Origin of the sequence: Chelatococcus reniformis, assembly GCF_014640075.1 — a bacterium.
Taxonomy (GTDB): Bacteria; Pseudomonadota; Alphaproteobacteria; order Rhizobiales; family Beijerinckiaceae; genus Camelimonas; species Camelimonas reniformis.
Map to the genome: position 1 here is coordinate 299,295 of NZ_BMGG01000009.1, position 19,560 is coordinate 318,854.

The window sequence follows — 19,560 nt, forward strand, 5'->3', positions numbered from 1 at the left end:
ACGGCCGAGCCCCTGCTGTTGGCGTGGCCGCCTCTCGAAACGCCGGCGCGCCGTGTCGCCGTGCGACCTGGCAGGCGAATGAGCGCGGGCGGCACAGGCCGCCTCGCTGCCTGCTCGGCAGGAGTTAGATGACGTGTTCATTCTCAGCTTTCTCGTGCGCCGCCTTTTGCAGGGTGCGCTGATCATCTTTCTCGTCACCCTGCTCATCTTCACGTTGCTGCGCGTCGTGCCGGGCGATCCCGTGCGGCTGATGGCCGGCGGCATGGCGCCCGAGGCGCTGATCGAGCAGATCGCCAAGCAGATGGGCCTGCGGGACCCCATTCTCGTGCAGTTCGGGCGCTACATGGCCGGCGTGGTGCAGGGTGATCTCGGCCAGTCCTTCGTGCGTCCGGCCAGCGGCGCGGCCACCGGCGGCTCGGGCTTTTCCGACGCCTCGCGCAGTGACCGGGCGGAGGTGCTGACGCTGATCGCCGATGCCCTGCCGATGACCTTGCAGCTCGCCGCCCTCGCCATCGCCTTCGCCTTGGCCTTCTCCTTCCTCGTGGGCGTGCCGGGCGGGCTGGCGCCGAACCGATGGCCGGACAGGCTCGCGTTTTATGTTTCCTCGATCTTCGTCTCCCTGCCGAACTTCTGGCTGGGCATCGTGCTGGCGTTGCTGTTCTCGGTGAAGCTGGGCTGGCTGCCCGCGATCGGCTACAAAGGCTTCGCCTATACGATCCTGCCCGCGATCGTGCTGGCCATCGAGCTGGCGCCGGTGCTGATCCGCAATCTGACCGGCTCTCTGGCATCGGTGATGCAAAGCCCGTTCATCGCGGTGGCGCGGGTTCGCGGCCTCGGGCGCCAGCGCATCGTCTACGGCCATGCGCTGCGCAACGCCTCGGTGCCGCTGCTCAACCTGCTCGGCATCCAGATCAGCGGCCTGCTCGGCGGCGTGCTGATCGTGGAGTTCATCTTCGACTATCCGGGGCTCGGACTGCTCACCGTCAACGCCGTCATGCAGCGGGATTTCCCGCTGATCCAGGGCATCGCCATCGTCAGCAGCGCGATCTTCGTCCTGATCAACATCGGCGTCGATCTGATCGCCACGCTTATCGACCCGAGGCTGGAATACTGATGAGTTTGGCAGAGACAGACGTTCCGCTCGTCGTGACCGAGACCCCGTCGAACCGCAAAGGCGTATCGGTCTCGCGCCGCATCTGGCGCGCCGCCTTCGCCTCCTACGAGTTCCGCGTCGGCCTCGTGGTGTTCGCGGTCCTGGTGGCGGCCGCGCTCCTCTACCCCTCCCTGAGCGGCATCGATCCCACCAAGATGAATGTCGCCGGGCGCCTGCAGGCACCCTGGTTCCTCGGCGACAAGTGGAGCTGGTCCGCGCCGCTGGGAACGGACCAGATCGGCCGCGACATGCTGGTGCGCAGCCTCGTCGGCCTGCGGTATTCCCTGCTCATCGGCTTCTCGACGGTGGTGCTGATGCTCGCCGTCGGCTGCACCATCGGCATGCTGGCAGGCTATTACGGCGGCAAGGTCGACCTCGTGCTGATGCGCATCACCGATGCGCAGCTGTCGATCCCCATGATCATCCTGGCCATCACCGTGCTGGGCGTCTCGCGGCCGACGATCCCCGCCATCATCCTGGTGCTCGGGCTCTCGAGCTGGCCGGTCTATGCCCGGGTGACCCGGAGCGTGGTGATGACCGAGCGCAAGCAGGAATATGTGCGCGCGGCGCTGGTCAGCGGCGCGTCGGACCTGCGCATCATGGCGCTGCTGCTGGCGCCGCTGATCCTGCCGCCGATCGTCTTCATCTCGGTGCTCGACGTCGCCCGCATGATGATCTTCGAATCGATCCTGGGCTTCATGGGACTGGGCGTTCAGCCGCCGACGCCGACCTTCGGCAGCATCATCGCCGACGGCCGCAAATACCTGCTGAATGCGTGGTGGATCGCGACGATGCCGGGGATCTTCCTGTGTCTGACGCTCACCAGCGTCAACTTGATGGGGGCATCGCTGGAGCGCGCCCGCAACCGCATCTACGGAGGCGCGTGATGGCCAACCCTCCGGTTCTGTCCGTCCGCGACCTTGCCGTCGAGCTGCGCACCGAGAGCGGCACGCGGAGCATCCTGTCGGATATCAGCTTCGACCTGGAGCCGCGCCAGATCATGGGCATCATCGGCGCCAGCGGCTCCGGCAAGACGGTGCTGTCGCGGGCGCTGGTGAACTGGATCGATCCGCCGCTGGCGATCGCCTCGGGCTCGGTGATCTACAAGTCGCAGAACATCCTCGAATTGCCGCCAGGCCAGCTCAGGCCGCTGCGCAAGGAGATCGCCTATGTCGGCGCCAACCCCATGGGGGCGCTCGACCCGACCTTGCCGGTCGGCGCACAGATCGTCGAGAAGATCCGGGCCGTGGTCCCGGGCATGGACAAGGCCGAGGCGCAGCGGCGCGTCATCGAGCTGCTCGGCGCCGTGCGCATCCCGTCGCCGGCCCAGCGCTTCCACGAATATCCGTCGCAGTTCAGCGGCGGCATGATGCAGCGCGCGCTGATCGTCGATGCCTTGGCGACCAATCCGGCGTTCCTGGTGGCGGACAACGTGACCCAGCCGCTCGACGTCACGGTGGCGGCGCAGGTGATGCGCCTGATGCGCGAGCTGACGGAGCGCTTCGACACCGCCGTCGTTTTCGTTTCGTCCTCCTTGCCGACCGTAAGCGAGGCCGCCGACCAGGTGCTGGTGCTCGCCGATGGCCGGATCGTCGAACGACAGACGCCGGCGAAGCTCATTCGGGAGCCGCAGCATCCCTACACCGTGCAGCTGATCTCGGAGATCCCGCAAATCTGGACGGCGGCGGCTCCGGTGGTCGAGAGCCCCGAACGGAGCGGCACGCCGCTCATCAGCATCGAGGATGCGACGCGCACCTACCGGGTGCGCAAGCGCAGCTCCTTCGCCGGCTACAACAACGTGCGCGCCGTGCGCAACGTGACCTTCGACGTCTATCCCGGCGAGAACTTCGGCATCGTCGGCGAATCCGGTTGCGGCAAGTCGTCCCTGATGCGGCTGCTGAGCCGGCTGGAGTCGCCGGACACCGGCCGCGTGGTCTGCGACGGCCAGGATATCGCCAAGCTGTCGGGTGCGGAGCTGCTGAAGTTCCGGCGCGACTTCCAACTCGTCTTACAGGACCCCTTCAATTCGCTGCCGCCGCGCACGTCGATCGGCGCCATCATCGAGGGGCCGCTCAAGGTGCATGGCGTCAACAGCGCCGCCAAGCGGCGCGAGCGCGCGCTCGCGGTGATGCACGAGGTCGGCCTGTCGGCGGCGCTCTACGATGAACTGCCGCTCGGCCTGAGCGCCGGGCAGCGCCAGCGCGTCAACGTGGCCCGGGCGATGGTGCTGGAGCCCAAGGTGCTGATCATGGACGAGACGCTGTCGTCGCTCGACCAGACCGAGCAGTTCAAGCTCTTGAAGCTGTTCTCGCAGCTCCAGGCCAAGCACGGCCTGACCTACATCTTCATCTCGCACGACATGGCCATGGTGCGGCGCGTCTGCAATCGCATCGCCGTCATGTATCTCGGCGAGGTGGTGGAGATCGCCGACAACGGCAAGCTCTTCTTCGACCCCGGCCACCCCTACACCAAGGCCCTGCTCAGCGCGATTCCGACGCTGGAGAAGCGCCGCTACCGCCCGGAAGACTGCCTCTTGGAAGGCGAGCCGCCGAGCCCCATCGACCTTCCGCCGGGCTGCAGTTTTGCCAGCCGCTGCCCGAAGGCGTTCGGCCGCTGCCATGCCGAAAGCCCGGTGCTTACCGTCGACGGCAAGGAGGGGATGGCGGCGTGCTTCCTGCTGGAGAGCGCCGGCGGCCGCATCGCGGCGTGAGGCAGGCAGGGGAGCGCTCGCTACGACGGCGCGATCTGCGCAGTGAATTCTGGGGCGGCGGACGGGCGAGCGCCGTCGACCGGCCCCCGAGGTGCTCCGCAGCGGGCACGCGAACAGGATCAAGCAAAGGTAAGTCATGCCAGAGGTCACAAGCGAAGCGTCGTCATTCCCCCCCGTCGACGGCGAGGCGCATCACCGGTTGATGGACGAGCTCTCCGCCCTGGGCGGCGGTTCCGACGGCTCGATGAACCGGCAGGCGCTGTCCGCAGCGGACGGCGCCGCGCGCGACTGGCTGGCCGCCTGGATGAAGACGAGGGGCCTGCGCCTCCAGGTCGACCCGATCGGCAACATGTTCGGCTTCCTCGAATGGGCCGGCCCGGATGCGCCGTGGATCATGACGGGCTCGCACATCGACAGCCAGCCGAACGGCGGCCGCTTCGACGGCGCCTACGGCGTCGTCGCGGCCTGCAGCGCCATCGAGGCGATCCAGCGCGAGGTGGCGCAGAGCGGCATCGCGCCGAGGGCCAACTTCATCGTCGTCAACTGGACCAACGAGGAAGGCGCGCGCTTCCAGCCGAGCCTGCTCGGCAGCGGCGTCAACTCGGGCGAGCACACGCTCCAGTTCGCGCTGGCTCGCAAGGACGGCGACGGCGTCTCGGTCGGCGACGCCTTGCAGGCGATCGGCTATGCCGGCACCGCCGAGCGCGTCGTCCCCGACGCCTTGATCGAGCTGCACATCGAAGGCGCCGATCACCTGGAGAAGGCGGGTAAGCGTTTTGCCGCCTTCGACCGCTTCTGGGGGGCCACCAAGTATCGGCTCGCCTTCCTCGGCCGGCAGGCCCACACCGCGCCGACGCCGATGGCCGAGCGCAAGGACGCGCTGCTGGCGGCCGCCTACCTGATCGCCGAGCTGCGCGCCATTGCCGACGAGGGCGGCATCGGCCTGCACACCTCGGTCGGACGCCTCGAGGTGTCCCCCAATTCTCCCAACATCGTGCCTGCCGAGGCGGTGCTGTTCATCGAGCTCCGCACGGCCGATCCGGTCGTTCTGGCGGCCGCGGAGGAGAAGCTGAAGGCCCGCATAGCGACCTCGGCCGAGCGCGCCGGCGTCGGCTACGAGGTGCGCTCCATCGACCGCCGCCGAGCCGGCGCCTTCGACAGCCGGCTCTACGCGCTGGCGGAGGAGACCGCCGCCGCGCTCGGCCACGAGACGGTGCGGCTGACGTCCGTCGGCGGGCACGACTCGATCAGCATGGCGGCGGTGACGCCCGCGCTCGTGATCGGCGTGCCCAGCGTCAACGGCGTCATCCATCACCCCGACGAATTCACGACGCCGGAAGACCGCCTGCTGGGCGTCGAGATCCTGGCCGGGATGCTCTGGCGCTTCTGCCGCGACGGCAACCTGCTCGAGGCCTGACCCGGGGCCCCGCACCGCCATGGCGCAACCGACCCCCAGCGATCCGCATGCGAGAGTGAGATGAACGCCTGGACACTGTCTGCAACCGAGCTGCTTGCTGGCTATGCGAACGGCTCCCTGTCGCCCGTCGAGGCGATGCGCTCGACGCTGGAACGGGCGGCGGCCATCAATCCCAAGCTCAACGCCTTCTTCGAGATCCGGGGCGACGAGGCCATGGCCCAGGCGCGGGCGGCGGAGGAGCGCTGGGCGAAGCACGCGCCGGCCGGCCCGCTCGACGGCGTGCCGGTGTCCATCAAGGACAGCGTCGCCGCGACCGGCTGGCCCTACTGGCGGGGCACGAAGGCGCGCGTCGGAACGGTGTCGAGCTACGACGCGCCACCGACCGCGCGGCTCAAGGAGGCCGGCGCCATCATCTTTGCCAAGACGACGATGCCGGACTACGGGCTCCTGGCCTCCGGTATCAGCTCCGCCCACGGCGTGACGCGCAATCCGTGGGATCTGCGGATGAACACCGGCGGCTCGTCGAGCGGCGCGGCCGCCTCCGTGGCGGCGGGCGCGGGCGCACTGTCGATCGGGTCGGACCTCGGCGGCTCGGTCCGCCTGCCGGCGGCGCAGTGCGGCCTGTTCGGTCACAAGCCGACGGTCGGTTTGGTGCCGCATCTGCCGGTGAGCACGGCGCGCGTCGCCGGCCCCCTGACGCGGACGGTCGCCGACGGGGCGCTGCTGCTGTCGGTCATCAGCCGGCCCGATGCGCGGACCGGCGAGCCGGCGGGCCCCACCCCGGCGCGCGTCGAGCCGCTCGCTGCGGGCGGGCTGAAGCTCGGGCTGCTGCTCGACATGGGCTACGGCCCGGACGTGGAGGCGGAGGTCGCGCAACTGATCGAGCATGCGGCTAGGCTGCTGGAGGCCCAAGGCGCAACCCTGGCCACCTTGCCGGCGCCAGTCGACGTCGATCTGAACCCGGTCTTCGATCAGATCTTCTCGGTGCGCGCGGCGATGGAGCGGGACGAACTGCCGCCCGAGCGCAGCCGCGAGGCGCTCGACGCCATCAACCGCACCTGCGAGGCCGGCGACCGCCTGAGTGCCAAGGCGTATCTCAGGGCCGGCGAGACCCTGGACAAGGCGAAGGCCTCGTTCGTCGAAGCGCTGTCGCCCTTCGATTTCGTGCTCGCGCCGGTGCTGCCGGTGACGGGGTTCGCGGCGGATGCGGCTGGCGCCGATCCCGAACATCCCACGTGGCACGTCAACTTCACCAGCCTGATCAATCAGATCGGCTGGCCGGCCGCGTCCATCTGCTGCGGCTTCACAGCGGCGGGCTTGCCGATCGGCCTGCAGATCATCGCGGCGAAACACCGGGACGCGGTGATCCTCGCGCTGGCCGCGACCTACGAGCGCCTGCGCGGGTTCACCCCCGGCATTCCCGAGATCTGAGCGGGCGCGGGGAGCGGGCGGGATGGTCGGTCTGGCCTGGGATTTGCTGGAGGCTTGCGGCGGCGTCGGCACGCCACGTCGGCGAGCCGGCGGCGTCGGCAGGGGAGTTTCATCGGTTGCTGACTGAGGATCGCTTCGTGACGCCACATCCCGCCCCTGCGCCGCAGCGCCTGTCCCGGGCGCTCACGGCTGCCCGACATTTTGCGGGCCTGGACCCCGCTGTCGGCCCGGCCGTGCCGGCCATTTCCATGCCCATGCACATGGGCCTCGATGCGCTCTCCTGCGTGGTCACAGCGCCCGGCGCGGCGAGCGCCGTCTTCGCCAAGGCGTTCCATGCCGGGGCGCTCGACCCCTTCACCTTCGCCGGCGCCGCCGAGGCGGCCGGGCGGGCGGGCGCCGCCGCCGTCGCGCCCCGCCTGCTCGAGGCCGATGCGCAGCAGCAGGTCCTGCTGTTCGAGCCGGCCCCCGACGGCGTCCGGATGGCGCTTGCCCGCGATGCGCAGAAGCCGGCCGTGAAGGCGGCGATCGTCGCGGCCAAGAAGCGCTGGCATCGCCAGCCGCTTCTCACCTGTGACCTCTCGCCGTTCGAGCTGGCGCGGGACTATGCCGCGCGGCTCGAGCCCCATCTCGCGCCGGGGAGCGCAACAGCCCTTCCCTACAAGGGCACCGTGCCGTTTGCGGGACTGACGGAGTGGATCGGGCGCATCGGCGCGGCGCTGTCCGCCGCCGGCGTCGACAGGACGCCCCTCCATGGCGAGAACACCGTCTCCAACGTCCTGCTCGACCCGGGCGGCGCGATCCTGCTCGTCGATTTCGACAGGGCGGTGAATGCCGATCCGCTCTACGACCTCGGCGCTCTCAGCCTCGACCTCTGCCGGACCGAGGAAGAGCGCATGGAGCTGGTCGAGATGTACGACGGGCGCCCGGACGCGGCGCTGCTGGCCCGCCTGAAGCTCTACGCTATCGTCGACGACTTCCTGTGGGGCTGCTGGGCGCTGCTGGCCGAGCTCAATCCGGCGATGAACGGGCCCGAGTTCTTCAAATACGCAAGCAACCGGTTCCTGCGTGCCTCCCACAACCTCGGCGCCTTCGACGTGGCGCTGCTCGTCGGCAAGATCTAGTTTGCATCCGTCAGGCAAGGGCGCCCATCATGTCAACGATTGCCATCGAAGACGCCATCGCCAAGGTCGGCATGTGGGCCGGGCGCCCACTGCGCTTCGAGCGTATCGCCGCCGGCATCACCAACCTCAACTGGCGAATTACGCTCTCCGATCCCCAGGAGATCTACTTTCTCAAGATCCACGGCCCCGGCACGGAGAGCTTCATCGACCGCGACGTGGCGCACGAGGCGGCGATCAAGGCCGGCGATGCCGGAATCGCACCGCGGCTGCTCTTCTACGACGCCGCCGACGGGATCGAGGTCTATGAGTATCTGCACGGTTTCCGCAGCTGCGGGGTGCTGGAGACGCAGCATCCCACGATCCGCGAGAACATCGTGCGCGCCTACAAGACCGTACATGCCACGCAGACCCTGTCGGTCGTCAAGGACGGCTTCGCGCAGCTGGATCAGCACCTGAACCGGCTCAGGCGGATGGGCGCCGAACTGCCGCGCGACTTCGAGGAGATGCTGTGGCAGCGGCGGCGGGCCGAAGCGGCCATCCGCGCTGCGGGCATGGACCTGGTGGCCTGTTTCAACGACGGCTACGTCTCCAACTACATGTACAACGACGATCTGGAAGTGAAGATCATCGACTGGGAGTATGCGGCGAACAACGATCCCTACTGGGACCTGACCATGTTCTCATGGGAGAATTTCTACACGGATTCCCAAAGCCGCCGCGAGCTGATCGAGATCTACGACGGTGCCTACCGCGAGGACATCGCCGCTCGCGTCCATCTCTACGTCGGCGTCGCCAGCATCGTCTGGGGCCTGTGGGCCACCTATCAGAGCTTGACGTCGTCGATTCCCTTCGACTTCGGAAAATACGCGGACCTGATCTTCGCACGCGGCCGCATGGCCATGGCTGTGCCCGAGTGGGAGAGGGCGCTCGTGACTGTATAGTTGCGCTGCGCACAGTCTCGCCCTGTAGCAACCGCATTGGTCTCGAGGGGATGGATGGCCGGGTCAAGCCCGGCCATGACGCTGGCAGGAAGCGCCTTTTCAAATAGCGTCATGGCCGGGCTTGACCCGGCCATCCATCCCTACTCAACAAAGCGGAAGCGCGTCTGCCACCCCGCGGTTCTCATGATATCAGCCATCAACTTAAGATTAATTAGTATAATAGTGGTATGTATCACTATATTTCTGACTTGTTGATCTCAAGACTGTCCGTAGCGCGAATGTGCCCCTCGGGGTTGTCCATGCAACCGGCCCGTGCTACAAACCCGCCGTCTTGAAGCTGCGAACCGGGAGGGGCGCGATGACCGTTATGTTCCGCTTGCCCGACCCGGCCGGGTTCCCCCGCCGCTAGTTCGGCCCGCCTCGAAATCGAGGCCCGCCCGACCTCATCTCCGCGCTGAGCCATTTCCCCCTCGCAGGAGAGGCGTGCCAAATCGCGCCTTGAGCTTCATGTCGACCGTTTCCCCGCGCGGCGCCAATGCGCTGCGTTCCGTTCTCGTCTTCACCTTCCGCCACTGGGCGCGCCGCTGGCCGCTGGCCGCCACGGTTGCCGTCACGATCACTGCTGCGACGGCTACGGAGATCTTCGTCCCTCTGTTCGCCGGCCGGCTCGTGGACGCGCTGACCGCCGGCCGTCACGAGGCGAACGCCGCGGTGTCGGCCTTCCTGGCGATGACCGGGCTCGGCCTGTCCATGGTCGTCCTGCGCCATCTCGCCTGGTGGGGCGTGGTGCCGCTGACGCTCGACATCATGGCCGACGTGGTGCGCGAAGCCTTCCACCGGGTGCAGCGCTTCTCGTCGGACTGGCACGCCAACAGCTTCGCCGGTTCCACCGTGCGCAAGATCACCCGCGGCATGTGGGCGCTCGACGTCATCAACGACGTGATGCTGCTGGCGCTGCTGCCCTCGGTGGTGGTGCTGGTCGGCACGGTCGTGCTGCTGATGCTGCACTGGCCGGTCATGGGCCTCGTCATGGCGGTCGGTGCGCTCGTCTACGGGGCGCTGACCGTCGCGCTCGCCACCCGGGTGGTGGCACCGGCGGCGCGGCTCTCCAACACCTGGGACACCCGCATCGGCGGGCTGCTGTCCGACACGCTGGGCGCCAACCAGGTGGTGAAGGCGTTCGGCGCCGAGGCTCGGGAGGATGCGCGGCTGGGGCATGTGGTGGCGCGATGGCGCCGGCGCGTGCGGCGAACCTGGATGCTGGCGACGTGGAGCACCAGCGGTGAGTTCGCGCTGCTATGGCTGGTGCGCAGCACCGTCACCGGCGCGGCGCTGTGGCTGTGGTGGCAGGGGCGCGCGACACCGGGCGACGTCACCTACGTGCTGACGACCTACTTCGTCGTGCACGGTTATCTGCGCGAGGTCGGGCAGCACGTGCACAACTTGCAGCGCGCCGTGAACGACATGGAGGAACTGGTCGAACTGCACGCGCTCACCACCAGCGTCGCCGATGGGGCCGAGGCGCGCGCGCTTGCGGTCGCGGGCGGCGAGATCCGCTTCGCGCACGTCGTGTTCCACTATGGCGGGCATGCCACGCCCCTGTTCCACGATCTCGACGTGCGCATCCCGGCAGGCCAGCGCGTCGGCCTCGTCGGGCCGTCCGGCTCGGGCAAGACCACCTTCGTGAAGCTGGTGCAGCGGCTCTACGACGTCAGCGGCGGCCAAGTGCTGATCGACGGGCACGACGTGCGGGAGGTCGCGCAGGCCTCGCTGCGCCAGCAGATCGCCATCGTGCAGCAGGAGCCGATCCTGTTCCACCGCACGCTGGCGGACAACATCGCCTATGCCCGTCCGGGCGCCCGCATGGAGGAGATCGAACGGGCGGCCCACCTTGCCAATGCGCACGACTTCATCATGCGCCTGCCCAAGGGCTACGGCACGCTGGTCGGAGAGCGCGGGGTGAAGCTGTCCGGCGGCGAGCGCCAGCGCGTCGCCATCGCGCGCGCATTTCTGGCGGACGCGCCGATCCTCATCCTCGACGAGGCCACATCCAGCCTCGATTCGGAGTCCGAGGCTGCGATTCAGGACGCGATGGAGCGGTTGATGGAGGGGCGCACGGCGATCGTCGTCGCGCACCGTCTCTCCACGGTGCGGGCCATGGATCGCATCTTGGTCTTCGAGCAGGGGCGCATCGTCGAGGACGGTCGGCACGAAGCGTTGCTGGCCCGCCCCGGCGGCCGCTATCGCCGGCTGTTCGAGCGCCAGTCCGACGGCGTGGCCCAGATCGGCGGCGCCGTGATCGGCGAGGCGCAGTCGGTCGCTTAGAGCATTTCCGCGTTTCTTCGAATCGCGGAAATGCTCTATCTATTTATTTTACCGCGTTTCTTCACGCGAACCGGCGTCCACTTCGCTCGAAAACGCTCCTAGAGCATGTCCCGACCAGATGGGATCATCTGGTCGGTTAGAAATGCTCCAGAGCTAGGCGCGCGGCGTGAGCGGCCAGTCCATGGTGACGGGGCGCAGGTCCTCCAGCGCCTGAGCGATCTGGAGCACCCCCAGATCGTCGAAGCGGTGGCCGACGATCTGGACACCGATCGGCAGGTTGCGCGCGTCGAAGGCCGTGCACACCGTCGCCGCCGGTTGCCCCGTCTGGTTGAACAGGGCGGTGAAGACCGTGTGGGCGAGGGGGGTGTCGTAAGACATCCCCGGCGCCTCGGCCGGGAAGTTGACCACCGGCAAGGTCGGCGCGATCACGTAGTCCCAGCCCTTGAAGGCGGCGAGCAGGGCCGCCTTGGCGCGGCCGATCTCAGCGAGGGCGCGATAGACGTCGGCGCCCGAGTGGTCGGCGCCGCCGAGGCACCATTGCTTCACGTAAGGGTCGATGTCGCCGTCCTCGTGCGTCGGCAGGCCGCTGTATTCGACGAAGCCGCGCACCTGCAGGACGAGGTCGATGGGCGCGTAGGCATCGAAGTCGAGTGGCGCGGGGAACGGCTCGACGCTGGCGCCGGCGCCGGCCAGGAGCCGGCCGGCCGTCTCGACGGCCTCGCGCACCGCCGCCTCCGGCTTCGGCCCGAAGCCCATGTCGGTCAGCACGCCGATGCGCAGGCCCTTGAAGTCGCGCCCCAGATGCTGGTGATAGACCATGCCGTCGGCGGGCAGGCTCCAGGTGTCGTGCTCGTCCTGGCGGCTGAGGACGGTCAGCAGGCACGCGATGTCGGCGACGCGGCGGCCCATGGGACCGGCCATGCGCATGGTGTCGGCCGGCAGGTGCGGCACGCGCCCGTGGGTCGGCTTCAGCGAGGCCAGGCCGCAATGGGCGGCCGGCAGCCGCACGGAGCCGGCGATGTCGGTCCCGACCGAGACGAAGCCGACGCCGGCGGCAAGCGATGCGCCGGCGCCGGCCGACGAACCGCCCGTGTTCCAGGCGAGGCCCCACGGATTGCGCGTCACGCCGTGCAGCGAGCTGAGGCCCGAGGCCATCAGCCCGCAGTCGGGCATCGTGGTCTTGGCGAAAATCGGCGCGCCGGCCTCGCGCAGGGCGATGGCCGGCGGTGAATCGTAGGTGGATGGCGGCAGCGAGCGGTTGGCACGGATGCCATGCAGGTAGGGCCAGCCGACCATGGCGACGCTGTCCTTGACCGTCATGGGTACGCCGTCGAGCGGCCCCACTGAGCTCTTCGTCCGCCACCGAGCCTCGGAGCGCCGGGCCGCCTCCATCGCCTCCTCCGGGCGGACGGAAAACAGCGCGTTGATGGCCCCATTGACCGCATCCGCGTGCGCGAGCGTCGCGTCGAGGACCTCCACCGGCGAGAGCCGCCGGGCCGCATAGGCGGCGCCGAGCTCCACCAGCGACATGTTCAACAGCTCCTGCGCCGACATCGCCACTCCCGCCTTGCTGTCCGCCCCCGCTCCGGGCGTTCGACCGCAATAGCGGGGGTGAGCGGGCTGCGGGTAGCCGGCTGGTGGCATGGGCACGATTTGGTGGAGAACGAGGCATCCCTTTTGCATCCCGATTGCCCAAACTTGCGGCGGAGGGCATCGGCATCGCCGTCCGTCCGCCGGCAATCGGGAAACGGCATGAGTTCACTGGAAGCGGAGCAGAGCAGGGTCCGGCGCAGCATCGCCCGCCTGCCGGGATGGGACGGCGAGACGGCGGTGATCGAGCCGGCGCTTCCTGTGCTGGCGTCGCCGAGCTGGCGCGGCGTCGACGGAACGCCCTGGCGCGTCAGGAACGCGGCGAACGGCGAGAGCGCGTTCGTCAAGGCGATGGACCAGGACGCAGCTCTCTATATCGACGTGCCCTGTGCGTTCGAGGCGGCAAGCCGCGCCTGCGCGCTCGGCATCGGCCCGCGCGTGCTTTGCGCCGACCTCGACGAGGGCGTGCTGGTCATGGAGGACCTGGACCGCGGCTGGAGGGTGGGAACGCTCGAGCGGGTGCTCGATCCCGCCATCGTCGATGCGGTCCTGGCGGCGCGCCGGCGGTTCCGCGAGGGGCCGCCGCTGCCCAAGCGCCGCGGCGTCTTCGAGGAGGTCGAGCACTTCCATGCGGCCGCGCAGGAGGCGCGGGCGCAGTTGCCGAGCGAGACCGCGTGGCTGGTCGGCGAGCTGCGCCTCGCGGCGGACGCCATCCGCGGCCTCGCCATCGCGCCCGTGCCCATCCATGGCGACGGCAACGTGTCGAACATCCTGATCAGCGACGCGGGCGAGATCCGCCTGATCGATTGGGACCGGGCCACCACCGCCGATCCGTTGGAGGACATCGGCAGCTTCCTCGTCGAGGCCTTCGCCCACGAGCCGGAAGCCCGTGACGCCTTCACGCGCCACACCGGCGCCTTCGACGAAGCGGCCTTCAGCCGCGCCCGACTCTACGGCATCGCCGATGATCTTCGGTGGGGGCTGATCGGCGCGCTGCTCGCCGCCAAATCGCGGCGCAACACGCTCGAGTTCTACAAATTCGCCAGTTGGCGCTTCGCCCGTTGCGGCATGGCGGTGCGCGAGCCGCGTTTCGGCGAGACCCTGCGGAGGCTGGCATGACCGTCGTCAAACGCCTGGGCGATGCGGCCGACATGCACGAGCGCAATCTGGAGGCGGCCGTGACGCGCGTGCCCCAGTGGAACGGCAAGGCCATCTCCTATGGCGCCCTGGTCGGCGGGCTGACGAACCAGAACTGGCTCGTCGATGTGGAGGGCGATCCGCGCCGCTACTTCGTCAAGGTGCCGGGCGAAGGCTCGGAGATGTTCGTCGACCGCGTCGCGGCGAACGAGGCGGCGCGCAACGCCCATGCGGCGGGCATCGGCCCCGCGGTCGTCTTCTTCGACCCCAAGGACGGGGTCGAGGTGAGCGAGTTCCTCGAGGGCTATCGTGCCTGCACCAACGCGGACTTCGGAGACGCGGCGATCCAGGCCGACGTATTGGGGCTGTATCGCCAACTGCACGCCGGCCCCCGGCTCACCCTCACCAAGACGATCTTCGACATGATCGAGGAGCACGTGGAGCAGGGCCGCGAGCTCGGCGCACACTTTCCGCCGGACATGACGTGGCTCCTGCACCGGTACGGGCAGGCCAAGGCGGCATTCCTGGCGTCGGGTCTCGATCTGGTGCCCTGCTTCAACGACCCCATGCCCGGCAACTTCCTGGTCGGCGCCGACGGCGCGGCCAAGCCCATGCGGCTGATCGACTACGAGTTCGCCTCCAACAACGAGCGCAGCTACGAGTTCGGCGTGCTGTTCGCCGAGATGTTCTTCGACGACGAGGTGTCGAACGGCCTCATCGAGCAGTACATGGGCAGCGTGAGCCGCCAGACCATCGCACGCGTCAAGGTCAACCGCGCGCTCGCCGACATCAAATGGGCGTCCTGGGCCGTGGTGAGCCGCAAGCTGAAGGACTGGGACTTCGACTACCAGAAATACGGCGTCTGGAAATACATGCGGGCGCGCGATGTGATGTTCGACCCGCGGTGGGAGACCTGGCTGCGGCTGGTGTGAGGTGGGGGAGGGCGGGCAATTGGACGGTGGACCGAGGACTCTGCGGTCGCCCCCTCCACCATGCTGCGCATGGTCCCCCACCCCCGCTGTGCGGGGGTGGATCGATCCGTAGCCGCTGCGCCTGTCCGCCCCCGCAACGCGGGGGCGGGGGACCGCCGAAGGCGGTGGTGGGGGCGTCGTTCCCCGGCGCCCCTTCCCAAAACCGTTGTGCGCTGTCCGACCTCGTGTCTGGAGCGCCGATTTTGGATCCATGCGACCGGCCGCAAGTCGTCAGCCGAGAAACGCCAGCGCCTGCTCGAGCAGCGCTTCGTTGGCGGCGGCGACGACGCGCCCGTCGGAGTGGCGCGTCAGCGCCTTGCCGTCCCAATCGCGGATCACGCCGCCGGCGCCTTCGATGACCGGTACCAGGGCCATGAAATCGAAGCTCTTGAGCGAGGCCTCGACGACCAGGTCGCAGTGGCCCGACGCCAGCAGGCCGTAGAGATAGCAATCTCCGCCGAAGCGCCGGAACATGGCCTTGCGGCTCAGGGCGTCGTAGCGCGCCCAGTCATCGGGTGAGAAGAAATCCGGCGACGAGGTATAGATCTGCGCCTGTTCGAGCCTGGTCGCGCGGCTCACCCTCGCGGGCCGTTCATTCAGGGTCGTGCCCTCCGCCGTACCGTACCAGCGCTCGCCCAGGGCCGGCATGTCGATCATGCCGGCGGCCACCCGATCCTCCTCCTCGTCGACCAGGGCGATCAGCGTGCCGAACAGCGGCATGCCCGAGATGAAGCTCTTGGTCCCGTCGATGGGGTCGAGGTACCAGGTGAAGCGCTCACCGGGCGTCAGCCCGGTCTCCTCGCCGCAGATGCCATGGCGCGGGAAGCGCATGCCGATCATCCGCCGCAGCTCCTGCTCGATGGTCTGGTCGGCGATGGTGACCGGTGTCAGATCCTGCTTGCGCTCGAAGTCGACACCCGAGCGAAAGTGGGTCAGCGCTACGGTCCGCGCCGCATCGGCCAGATCGTTGAAGAAGGTCGCCAGCCCGCTGGCGGATGGACTGCTCTGCGCGTCGGACAAGAATGGCTCCGGAGCTCGGTCGCTGGGCAGCGGTTTGGTGAGCGTCGCTCGACGAAATGGGGCCATCTGCGATCAGTCTGGCCTGGACGGGTCCGCCCGTGGGGCCGGGCAGCGCCTTAGACGCGCTCGTGCAGCGCGCGCCGGCTGTTCTGCGCCCAGTAGGGCTGGGCGAAGCTGCTGCGCGAGGGCGGCGTCGCTGCCGGGCGGCCCTTCGCGGGTGCCATCGCGCCCGGCTCCGGGCTCAGCTGACGCACGTCGCGCGGCGTGATGCCGAAGTGCCGGCTGAAGCTGCGCGAGAAGTGCGAGACGTTCTTGAAGCCGACGTCGTAAGCCACCTCGGACACGGTGCGGTGCCCTCGCGGATCGGCCACCAGCATCTCGTAGGCCCGCTGCAGACGTTTGACCTGGACGAACTGGCCGACCGTGGTCTCGTCGTCGTTGAACAGGCTGTAGAGGTAGCTCAGCGAAATACGGCTGCTGGCGGCGATGCGCTTGGGCGACAGATCCTGGTCGCCCAGGTGCGTCTCGATGAAGTCGGCGATGCGGCGGCGCAGGTGATAGCGCGTGTTGCGCACGTCCGTGGCCGCGCCGCGATCCTCGGCGCCGATGGCCAACGCAACGAAGCTGATGATCTCGGTCGCCAAGGCCTGCGGGTTGGGGGGCGGGCGGTCGACAAACAGCTCCGCTACGCTTTTGACCAGGCCGACCAGCAGCCTGGTCATGTGCTCGTTCATCTTGAAGCGGCGGGCCACGTGATCTTCGACGGCCACCATCCGGCTGCGCAACTCGCTGACCGGGATGCGCATGATCAGCGCATGGGCCCGTTCGGCCGACGACAGCTCATAGAAGGCAAGCTCGCTCAGCAGCACGTATTCGTTGGGGAGCGCGGTCCCGCTGCGGCCATCCTGCCTGAACAGCAGGCTGCCGCTCAACGGAAATGCGAGGACATAAAATGCTTCGCTGATGCTTTCGGCCCGCTCCCAGTTGCGGACCAATGTCTCGCGGCCGGCAACGACGTGGAGCTCGATGCGGCCGATGTGCATGGCCTGCGACGGCGTCAGGACGCGGCTGTCGCAGGGCAGGACGGCTTCCAACGGTGCAAGGTGAGACAGGATGGCCATCGCTTCGATCTTTCTCAAGGCTGCGCAACGACGACCTCTGTCCCCGCCTGGCGGAGAGCCATCGCCAAAGCGCCCTCCGGCGGTCGATCGGTGACGAGCCGGTCGATCTCGGTCCATTGGGCGAACACGGTCAGGGCACGCTGGTCGAACTTGGTATGGTCGGCGACAACGATGGCTTCGGCGGCACGCCGCACCATGGCGCCGTAGATGGCGCCGGCCTCGTCGTCCGCATCATTGATGCCGCGCCCGCCGATCCCGGTGGCGCCGACGATGGCGCGATTGGCCTCGTAGCCGTCGATGCTGGCGATCGTCTGCGTGCCGAACACGTAGCCCTCGGTCGGGTGGTAGCGCCCGGGGCAGCACAGCACGCGGATCGACGGATTGACCGCCAGCGCCGCCGCAATGGCGTAGTCGTGGGTGACGACCGTCAGATCCCGGGCCCGCGCCGCAAGCCGTCGGGCCACGTGGAAGGTCGTCGCGCCCGCCGCGAGCATCAGCACCTCGTTGGGCAGCACGAGGTCGGCCACCGCGGCGGCGATCGCCTCGCGCTCGGCGATCATGATCGCCTTGCGGTCGGTGAGCGCCGGCTCCAATGCAAATGGCCGCGAGGCGCCGCCATAGGTGCGGTTGATCAGCCTCTGCTCTTGCAGCTCCATCAGGTCGCGCCGGATCGTCTCGCCCGAGACCCCAAGGGCGGCGGCCAGCTCCGACGCCCGCAGGGTGGGGGCCGCGGTGAGCTGGGAGATGATGTGCTTGTGGCGCGCCAGCTTGGAAAAGCGGTCGCCGTCCGGCCGTCGCGACAGCCGCCTCTCCGTCGAGGCCGTATCGGCTGTCGGTGAGCGGTCGCTGTCCATGGAGCCTTCCTGGAGCAGGCCTGGGCACTACGCCGCAGGACATCTGCACCTGATCTTTCTTCGGCTAATGTTGGATGTCTACACTAATTTTGTGGCACTTTCCCCATTTTGTGGGCGGTCACCTGCCTTCAATGCGCTCATGAACGGCCGGACCTGAGCTAACCCTTTGTGTTTGCAGAGATCGGTTTCGATGCGCCTGACGCGAATGTGAGCTGGTCCCGTCATTCCGACAAGTTGTTGCTCAGGCTGCACGTACATTGTGGAGATGCACACACTGCCACAGACTGGCTTGCGCAATCGACCGGCTTCCCGAGGGCCGGGACAGTGAGGAGGGCAGATGGGGCGGGACAAGGACATTCTGGCGCTGAACGCCTTCGACCGGTCGACGGTATCCGCCATGGCCGGCGACGTGCGCGAGGCCGTGCAGCGGCGCCTGCGCATGTTCGGCCCGGACACCGTGCTGTTCTACGACGAGCCGCTACGTATCGAGCGGGCCGAAGGCGTCTGGATCCACGACGCATCGGGCCGCGCCTATCTGGATCTCTACAACAACGTGCCGTCGGTCGGGCACGCCCATCCCCGCGTCGTCGAGGCGATCCGCCAGCAGGTCGGCCGGCTCAACATCCACACGCGCTATCTGGTCGACGTGGTGGACGCCTATGCCGAGCGGCTGCTGGCCACCTATCCGGACGAGATCGACCGCCTGGTCCTCACCTGCACGGGCAGCGAGGCGAACGACCTCGCCCTGCGCATTGCGCAGGCGGCGACCGGCGGCACGGGCATCGTGGTCACCCGGACGGCCTATCACGGCAACACCGCGGCGGTGACGGAGGTGTCACCGTCGTCCCGGCGCGGCCACGCGCTGGCGCCGCACGTGCGCGCCGTGCCACCGCCGGACAGCTTCCGAGCCCCGGACGGCGACGTCGGCGAGCGCTTCGCCGCCATTGTTGCGGCGGCTGCCTCCGACCTGGAGCAAAACGGCATCCGCTTCGCAGCGCTGCTCGTCGACACCGTCTTCTCGAGCGATGGCGTCTACGCCGATCCGCCCGGGTTTCTGCGAGCGGCCATCGATCAGGTACGCGCCCGCGGCGGCGTCTTCATCGCCGATGAGGTGCAGCCGGGCTTCGGCCGCCTCGGCGAGGGCCTGTGGGGCTTTGCCCGCCACGGTGTCGCCCCCGACATCGTCACCATGGGCAAGCCGATGGGCAACGGCTTCCCCATGGGCGGTGTCGCCGTGCGCGCACCCCTGCTCGAACGGTTCACGGCGCAGATGCGTTATTTCAACACCTTCGGCGGCAATCCGGTGGCCGCGGCGGCGGGCCTTGCGGTGCTCGACACGATCCGCGAGGAGGGGCTCATCGCCAACGCCGGTGCCGTGGGCGCCTATCTCATGGACGGCTTGCGCGAGATCGGCAACCGGCACATGGCCATCGGCGACGTGCGCGGCGCCGGGCTCTTCATCGGCCTGGAGCTGGTCGCCGACAGGGAGACGAAGGAGCCGGCGCCCGACCTCGCCGGCCGGCTGATCAACCGGCTGCGCGAGCGCGGCGTCCTCGTCGGCGCGGCAGGACCCTATGGCAGCACGCTCAAGATCCGGCCTCCGCTGTGCTTCAGCCGCGCCAACGCGGACCTCTTCATCGGCGCCTGCGACGAGGCGCTGCGCGAACTGGCCGCGACCTGAACGGGACCGATGCAGGGTCGCCGCCGCAGGCGGGCGGATATTGCGCGCAGGCCGCGGCATGCCTACACCGGGGGCGACAATGCGCGGC

At 68.6% G+C, this 19,560-nt stretch carries 15 protein-coding genes; 11 read left to right on the plus strand and 4 right to left on the minus strand.

Annotated elements, in window-relative coordinates:
• Positions 1-133: 133 nt before the first annotated feature.
• The 8 genes from IEW34_RS24075 (at position 134) to IEW34_RS24110 (ending at position 11,098) form a co-directional block, all read left to right on the plus strand.
• On the plus strand, positions 134-1,114 hold the full coding sequence (locus tag IEW34_RS24075; RefSeq protein ID WP_188611771.1) for an ABC transporter permease: 981 nt from the start codon (positions 134-136) through the stop codon (positions 1,112-1,114).
• Complete coding sequence (locus IEW34_RS24080) at positions 1,114-2,040, plus strand: ABC transporter permease (protein WP_188611772.1); 927 nt, start codon at positions 1,114-1,116, stop codon at positions 2,038-2,040. The genes IEW34_RS24075 and IEW34_RS24080 overlap by 1 nt, the downstream gene beginning before the upstream one ends.
• Positions 2,040-3,863: a dipeptide ABC transporter ATP-binding protein gene (locus IEW34_RS24085; RefSeq protein WP_188611773.1), complete on the plus strand. Its 1,824-nt coding sequence runs from the start codon at positions 2,040-2,042 to the stop codon at positions 3,861-3,863. Before IEW34_RS24080 ends, IEW34_RS24085 begins: the two co-directional genes overlap by 1 nt.
• A 136-nt stretch (positions 3,864-3,999) precedes the next feature.
• Positions 4,000-5,280, plus strand: coding sequence for a Zn-dependent hydrolase (locus tag IEW34_RS24090; RefSeq protein ID WP_188611774.1), 1,281 nt, complete (start codon positions 4,000-4,002; stop codon positions 5,278-5,280).
• Positions 5,281-5,340: 60 nt separating this feature from the next.
• The gene (locus IEW34_RS24095; protein ID WP_188611775.1) at positions 5,341-6,711 is read left to right on the plus strand and encodes an amidase; all 1,371 of its coding nucleotides are present in this window, start codon (positions 5,341-5,343) and stop codon (positions 6,709-6,711) included.
• Positions 6,712-6,848: 137 nt separating this feature from the next.
• Positions 6,849-7,832, plus strand: coding sequence for a phosphotransferase family protein (locus tag IEW34_RS24100; RefSeq protein ID WP_188611776.1), 984 nt, complete (start codon positions 6,849-6,851; stop codon positions 7,830-7,832).
• A gap of 29 nt (positions 7,833-7,861) precedes the next feature.
• Complete coding sequence (locus IEW34_RS24105) at positions 7,862-8,773, plus strand: choline kinase family protein (protein WP_188611777.1); 912 nt, start codon at positions 7,862-7,864, stop codon at positions 8,771-8,773.
• 507 nt (positions 8,774-9,280) lie between these two features.
• The gene (locus tag IEW34_RS24110; protein ID WP_188611778.1) at positions 9,281-11,098 is read left to right on the plus strand and encodes an ABC transporter ATP-binding protein; all 1,818 of its coding nucleotides are present in this window, start codon (positions 9,281-9,283) and stop codon (positions 11,096-11,098) included.
• Positions 11,099-11,251: 153 nt separating this feature from the next.
• On the opposite strand, the gene IEW34_RS24115 is transcribed toward IEW34_RS24110, so the two are convergent.
• On the minus strand, positions 11,252-12,652 hold the full coding sequence (locus IEW34_RS24115; RefSeq protein WP_188611779.1) for an amidase: 1,401 nt from the start codon (positions 12,650-12,652) through the stop codon (positions 11,252-11,254).
• 198 nt (positions 12,653-12,850) lie between these two features.
• Between IEW34_RS24115 and IEW34_RS24120 the strand changes: the two genes are divergently transcribed.
• Complete coding sequence (locus IEW34_RS24120; RefSeq protein WP_188611780.1) at positions 12,851-13,807, plus strand: phosphotransferase; 957 nt, start codon at positions 12,851-12,853, stop codon at positions 13,805-13,807.
• The gene (locus tag IEW34_RS24125) at positions 13,804-14,757 is read left to right on the plus strand and encodes a choline/ethanolamine kinase family protein (RefSeq protein WP_188611781.1); all 954 of its coding nucleotides are present in this window, start codon (positions 13,804-13,806) and stop codon (positions 14,755-14,757) included. Before IEW34_RS24120 ends, IEW34_RS24125 begins: the two co-directional genes overlap by 4 nt.
• Before the next feature lie 270 nt (positions 14,758-15,027).
• Here IEW34_RS24125 and IEW34_RS24130 read toward each other — a convergent pair whose 3' ends face one another.
• The 3 genes from IEW34_RS24130 to IEW34_RS24140 form a co-directional block, all read right to left on the minus strand.
• Positions 15,028-15,816 (minus strand): inositol monophosphatase family protein, encoded by a 789-nt coding sequence (locus IEW34_RS24130; protein WP_244642169.1) that lies wholly within the window; start codon positions 15,814-15,816, stop codon positions 15,028-15,030.
• A 116-nt stretch (positions 15,817-15,932) separates the two neighbouring features.
• Positions 15,933-16,937 carry a helix-turn-helix domain-containing protein gene (locus IEW34_RS24135; RefSeq protein WP_188611783.1) on the minus strand — a complete coding sequence of 335 codons (1,005 nt, stop codon included), beginning with the start codon at positions 16,935-16,937 and terminating at the stop codon, positions 15,933-15,935.
• 14 nt (positions 16,938-16,951) lie between these two features.
• The gene (locus IEW34_RS24140) at positions 16,952-17,791 is read right to left on the minus strand and encodes a DeoR/GlpR family DNA-binding transcription regulator (protein ID WP_188611784.1); all 840 of its coding nucleotides are present in this window, start codon (positions 17,789-17,791) and stop codon (positions 16,952-16,954) included.
• A gap of 337 nt (positions 17,792-18,128) precedes the next feature.
• Here IEW34_RS24140 and IEW34_RS24145 point away from each other — a divergent pair, with 337 nt between their 5' ends.
• The gene (locus tag IEW34_RS24145; protein ID WP_188611785.1) at positions 18,129-19,472 is read left to right on the plus strand and encodes an aspartate aminotransferase family protein; all 1,344 of its coding nucleotides are present in this window, start codon (positions 18,129-18,131) and stop codon (positions 19,470-19,472) included.
• The last annotated feature ends 88 nt before the right edge of the window (positions 19,473-19,560 follow it).

What these genes read in the sequence shown, in the direction of transcription:
- IEW34_RS24080 (WP_188611772.1), top strand. Translation starts at nt 1,114, where the DNA reads ATGAGTTTGGCAGAGACAGACGTTCCGCTCGTCGTGACCGAGACCCCG.
- IEW34_RS24085 (WP_188611773.1), top strand. Translation starts at nt 2,040, where the DNA reads ATGGCCAACCCTCCGGTTCTGTCCGTCCGCGACCTTGCCGTCGAGCTG.
- IEW34_RS24090 (WP_188611774.1), top strand. Translation starts at nt 4,000, where the DNA reads ATGCCAGAGGTCACAAGCGAAGCGTCGTCATTCCCCCCCGTCGACGGC.
- IEW34_RS24095 (WP_188611775.1), top strand. Translation starts at nt 5,341, where the DNA reads ATGAACGCCTGGACACTGTCTGCAACCGAGCTGCTTGCTGGCTATGCG.
- IEW34_RS24105 (WP_188611777.1), top strand. Translation starts at nt 7,862, where the DNA reads ATGTCAACGATTGCCATCGAAGACGCCATCGCCAAGGTCGGCATGTGG.
- IEW34_RS24110 (WP_188611778.1), top strand. Translation starts at nt 9,281, where the DNA reads ATGTCGACCGTTTCCCCGCGCGGCGCCAATGCGCTGCGTTCCGTTCTC.
- IEW34_RS24115 (WP_188611779.1), bottom strand. Translation starts at nt 12,652, where the DNA reads ATGTCGGCGCAGGAGCTGTTGAACATGTCGCTGGTGGAGCTCGGCGCC.
- IEW34_RS24120 (WP_188611780.1), top strand. Translation starts at nt 12,851, where the DNA reads ATGAGTTCACTGGAAGCGGAGCAGAGCAGGGTCCGGCGCAGCATCGCC.
- IEW34_RS24125 (WP_188611781.1), top strand. Translation starts at nt 13,804, where the DNA reads ATGACCGTCGTCAAACGCCTGGGCGATGCGGCCGACATGCACGAGCGC.
- IEW34_RS24135 (WP_188611783.1), bottom strand. Translation starts at nt 16,937, where the DNA reads ATGGCCATCCTGTCTCACCTTGCACCGTTGGAAGCCGTCCTGCCCTGC.
- IEW34_RS24140 (WP_188611784.1), bottom strand. Translation starts at nt 17,791, where the DNA reads ATGGACAGCGACCGCTCACCGACAGCCGATACGGCCTCGACGGAGAGG.
- IEW34_RS24145 (WP_188611785.1), top strand. Translation starts at nt 18,129, where the DNA reads ATGGGGCGGGACAAGGACATTCTGGCGCTGAACGCCTTCGACCGGTCG.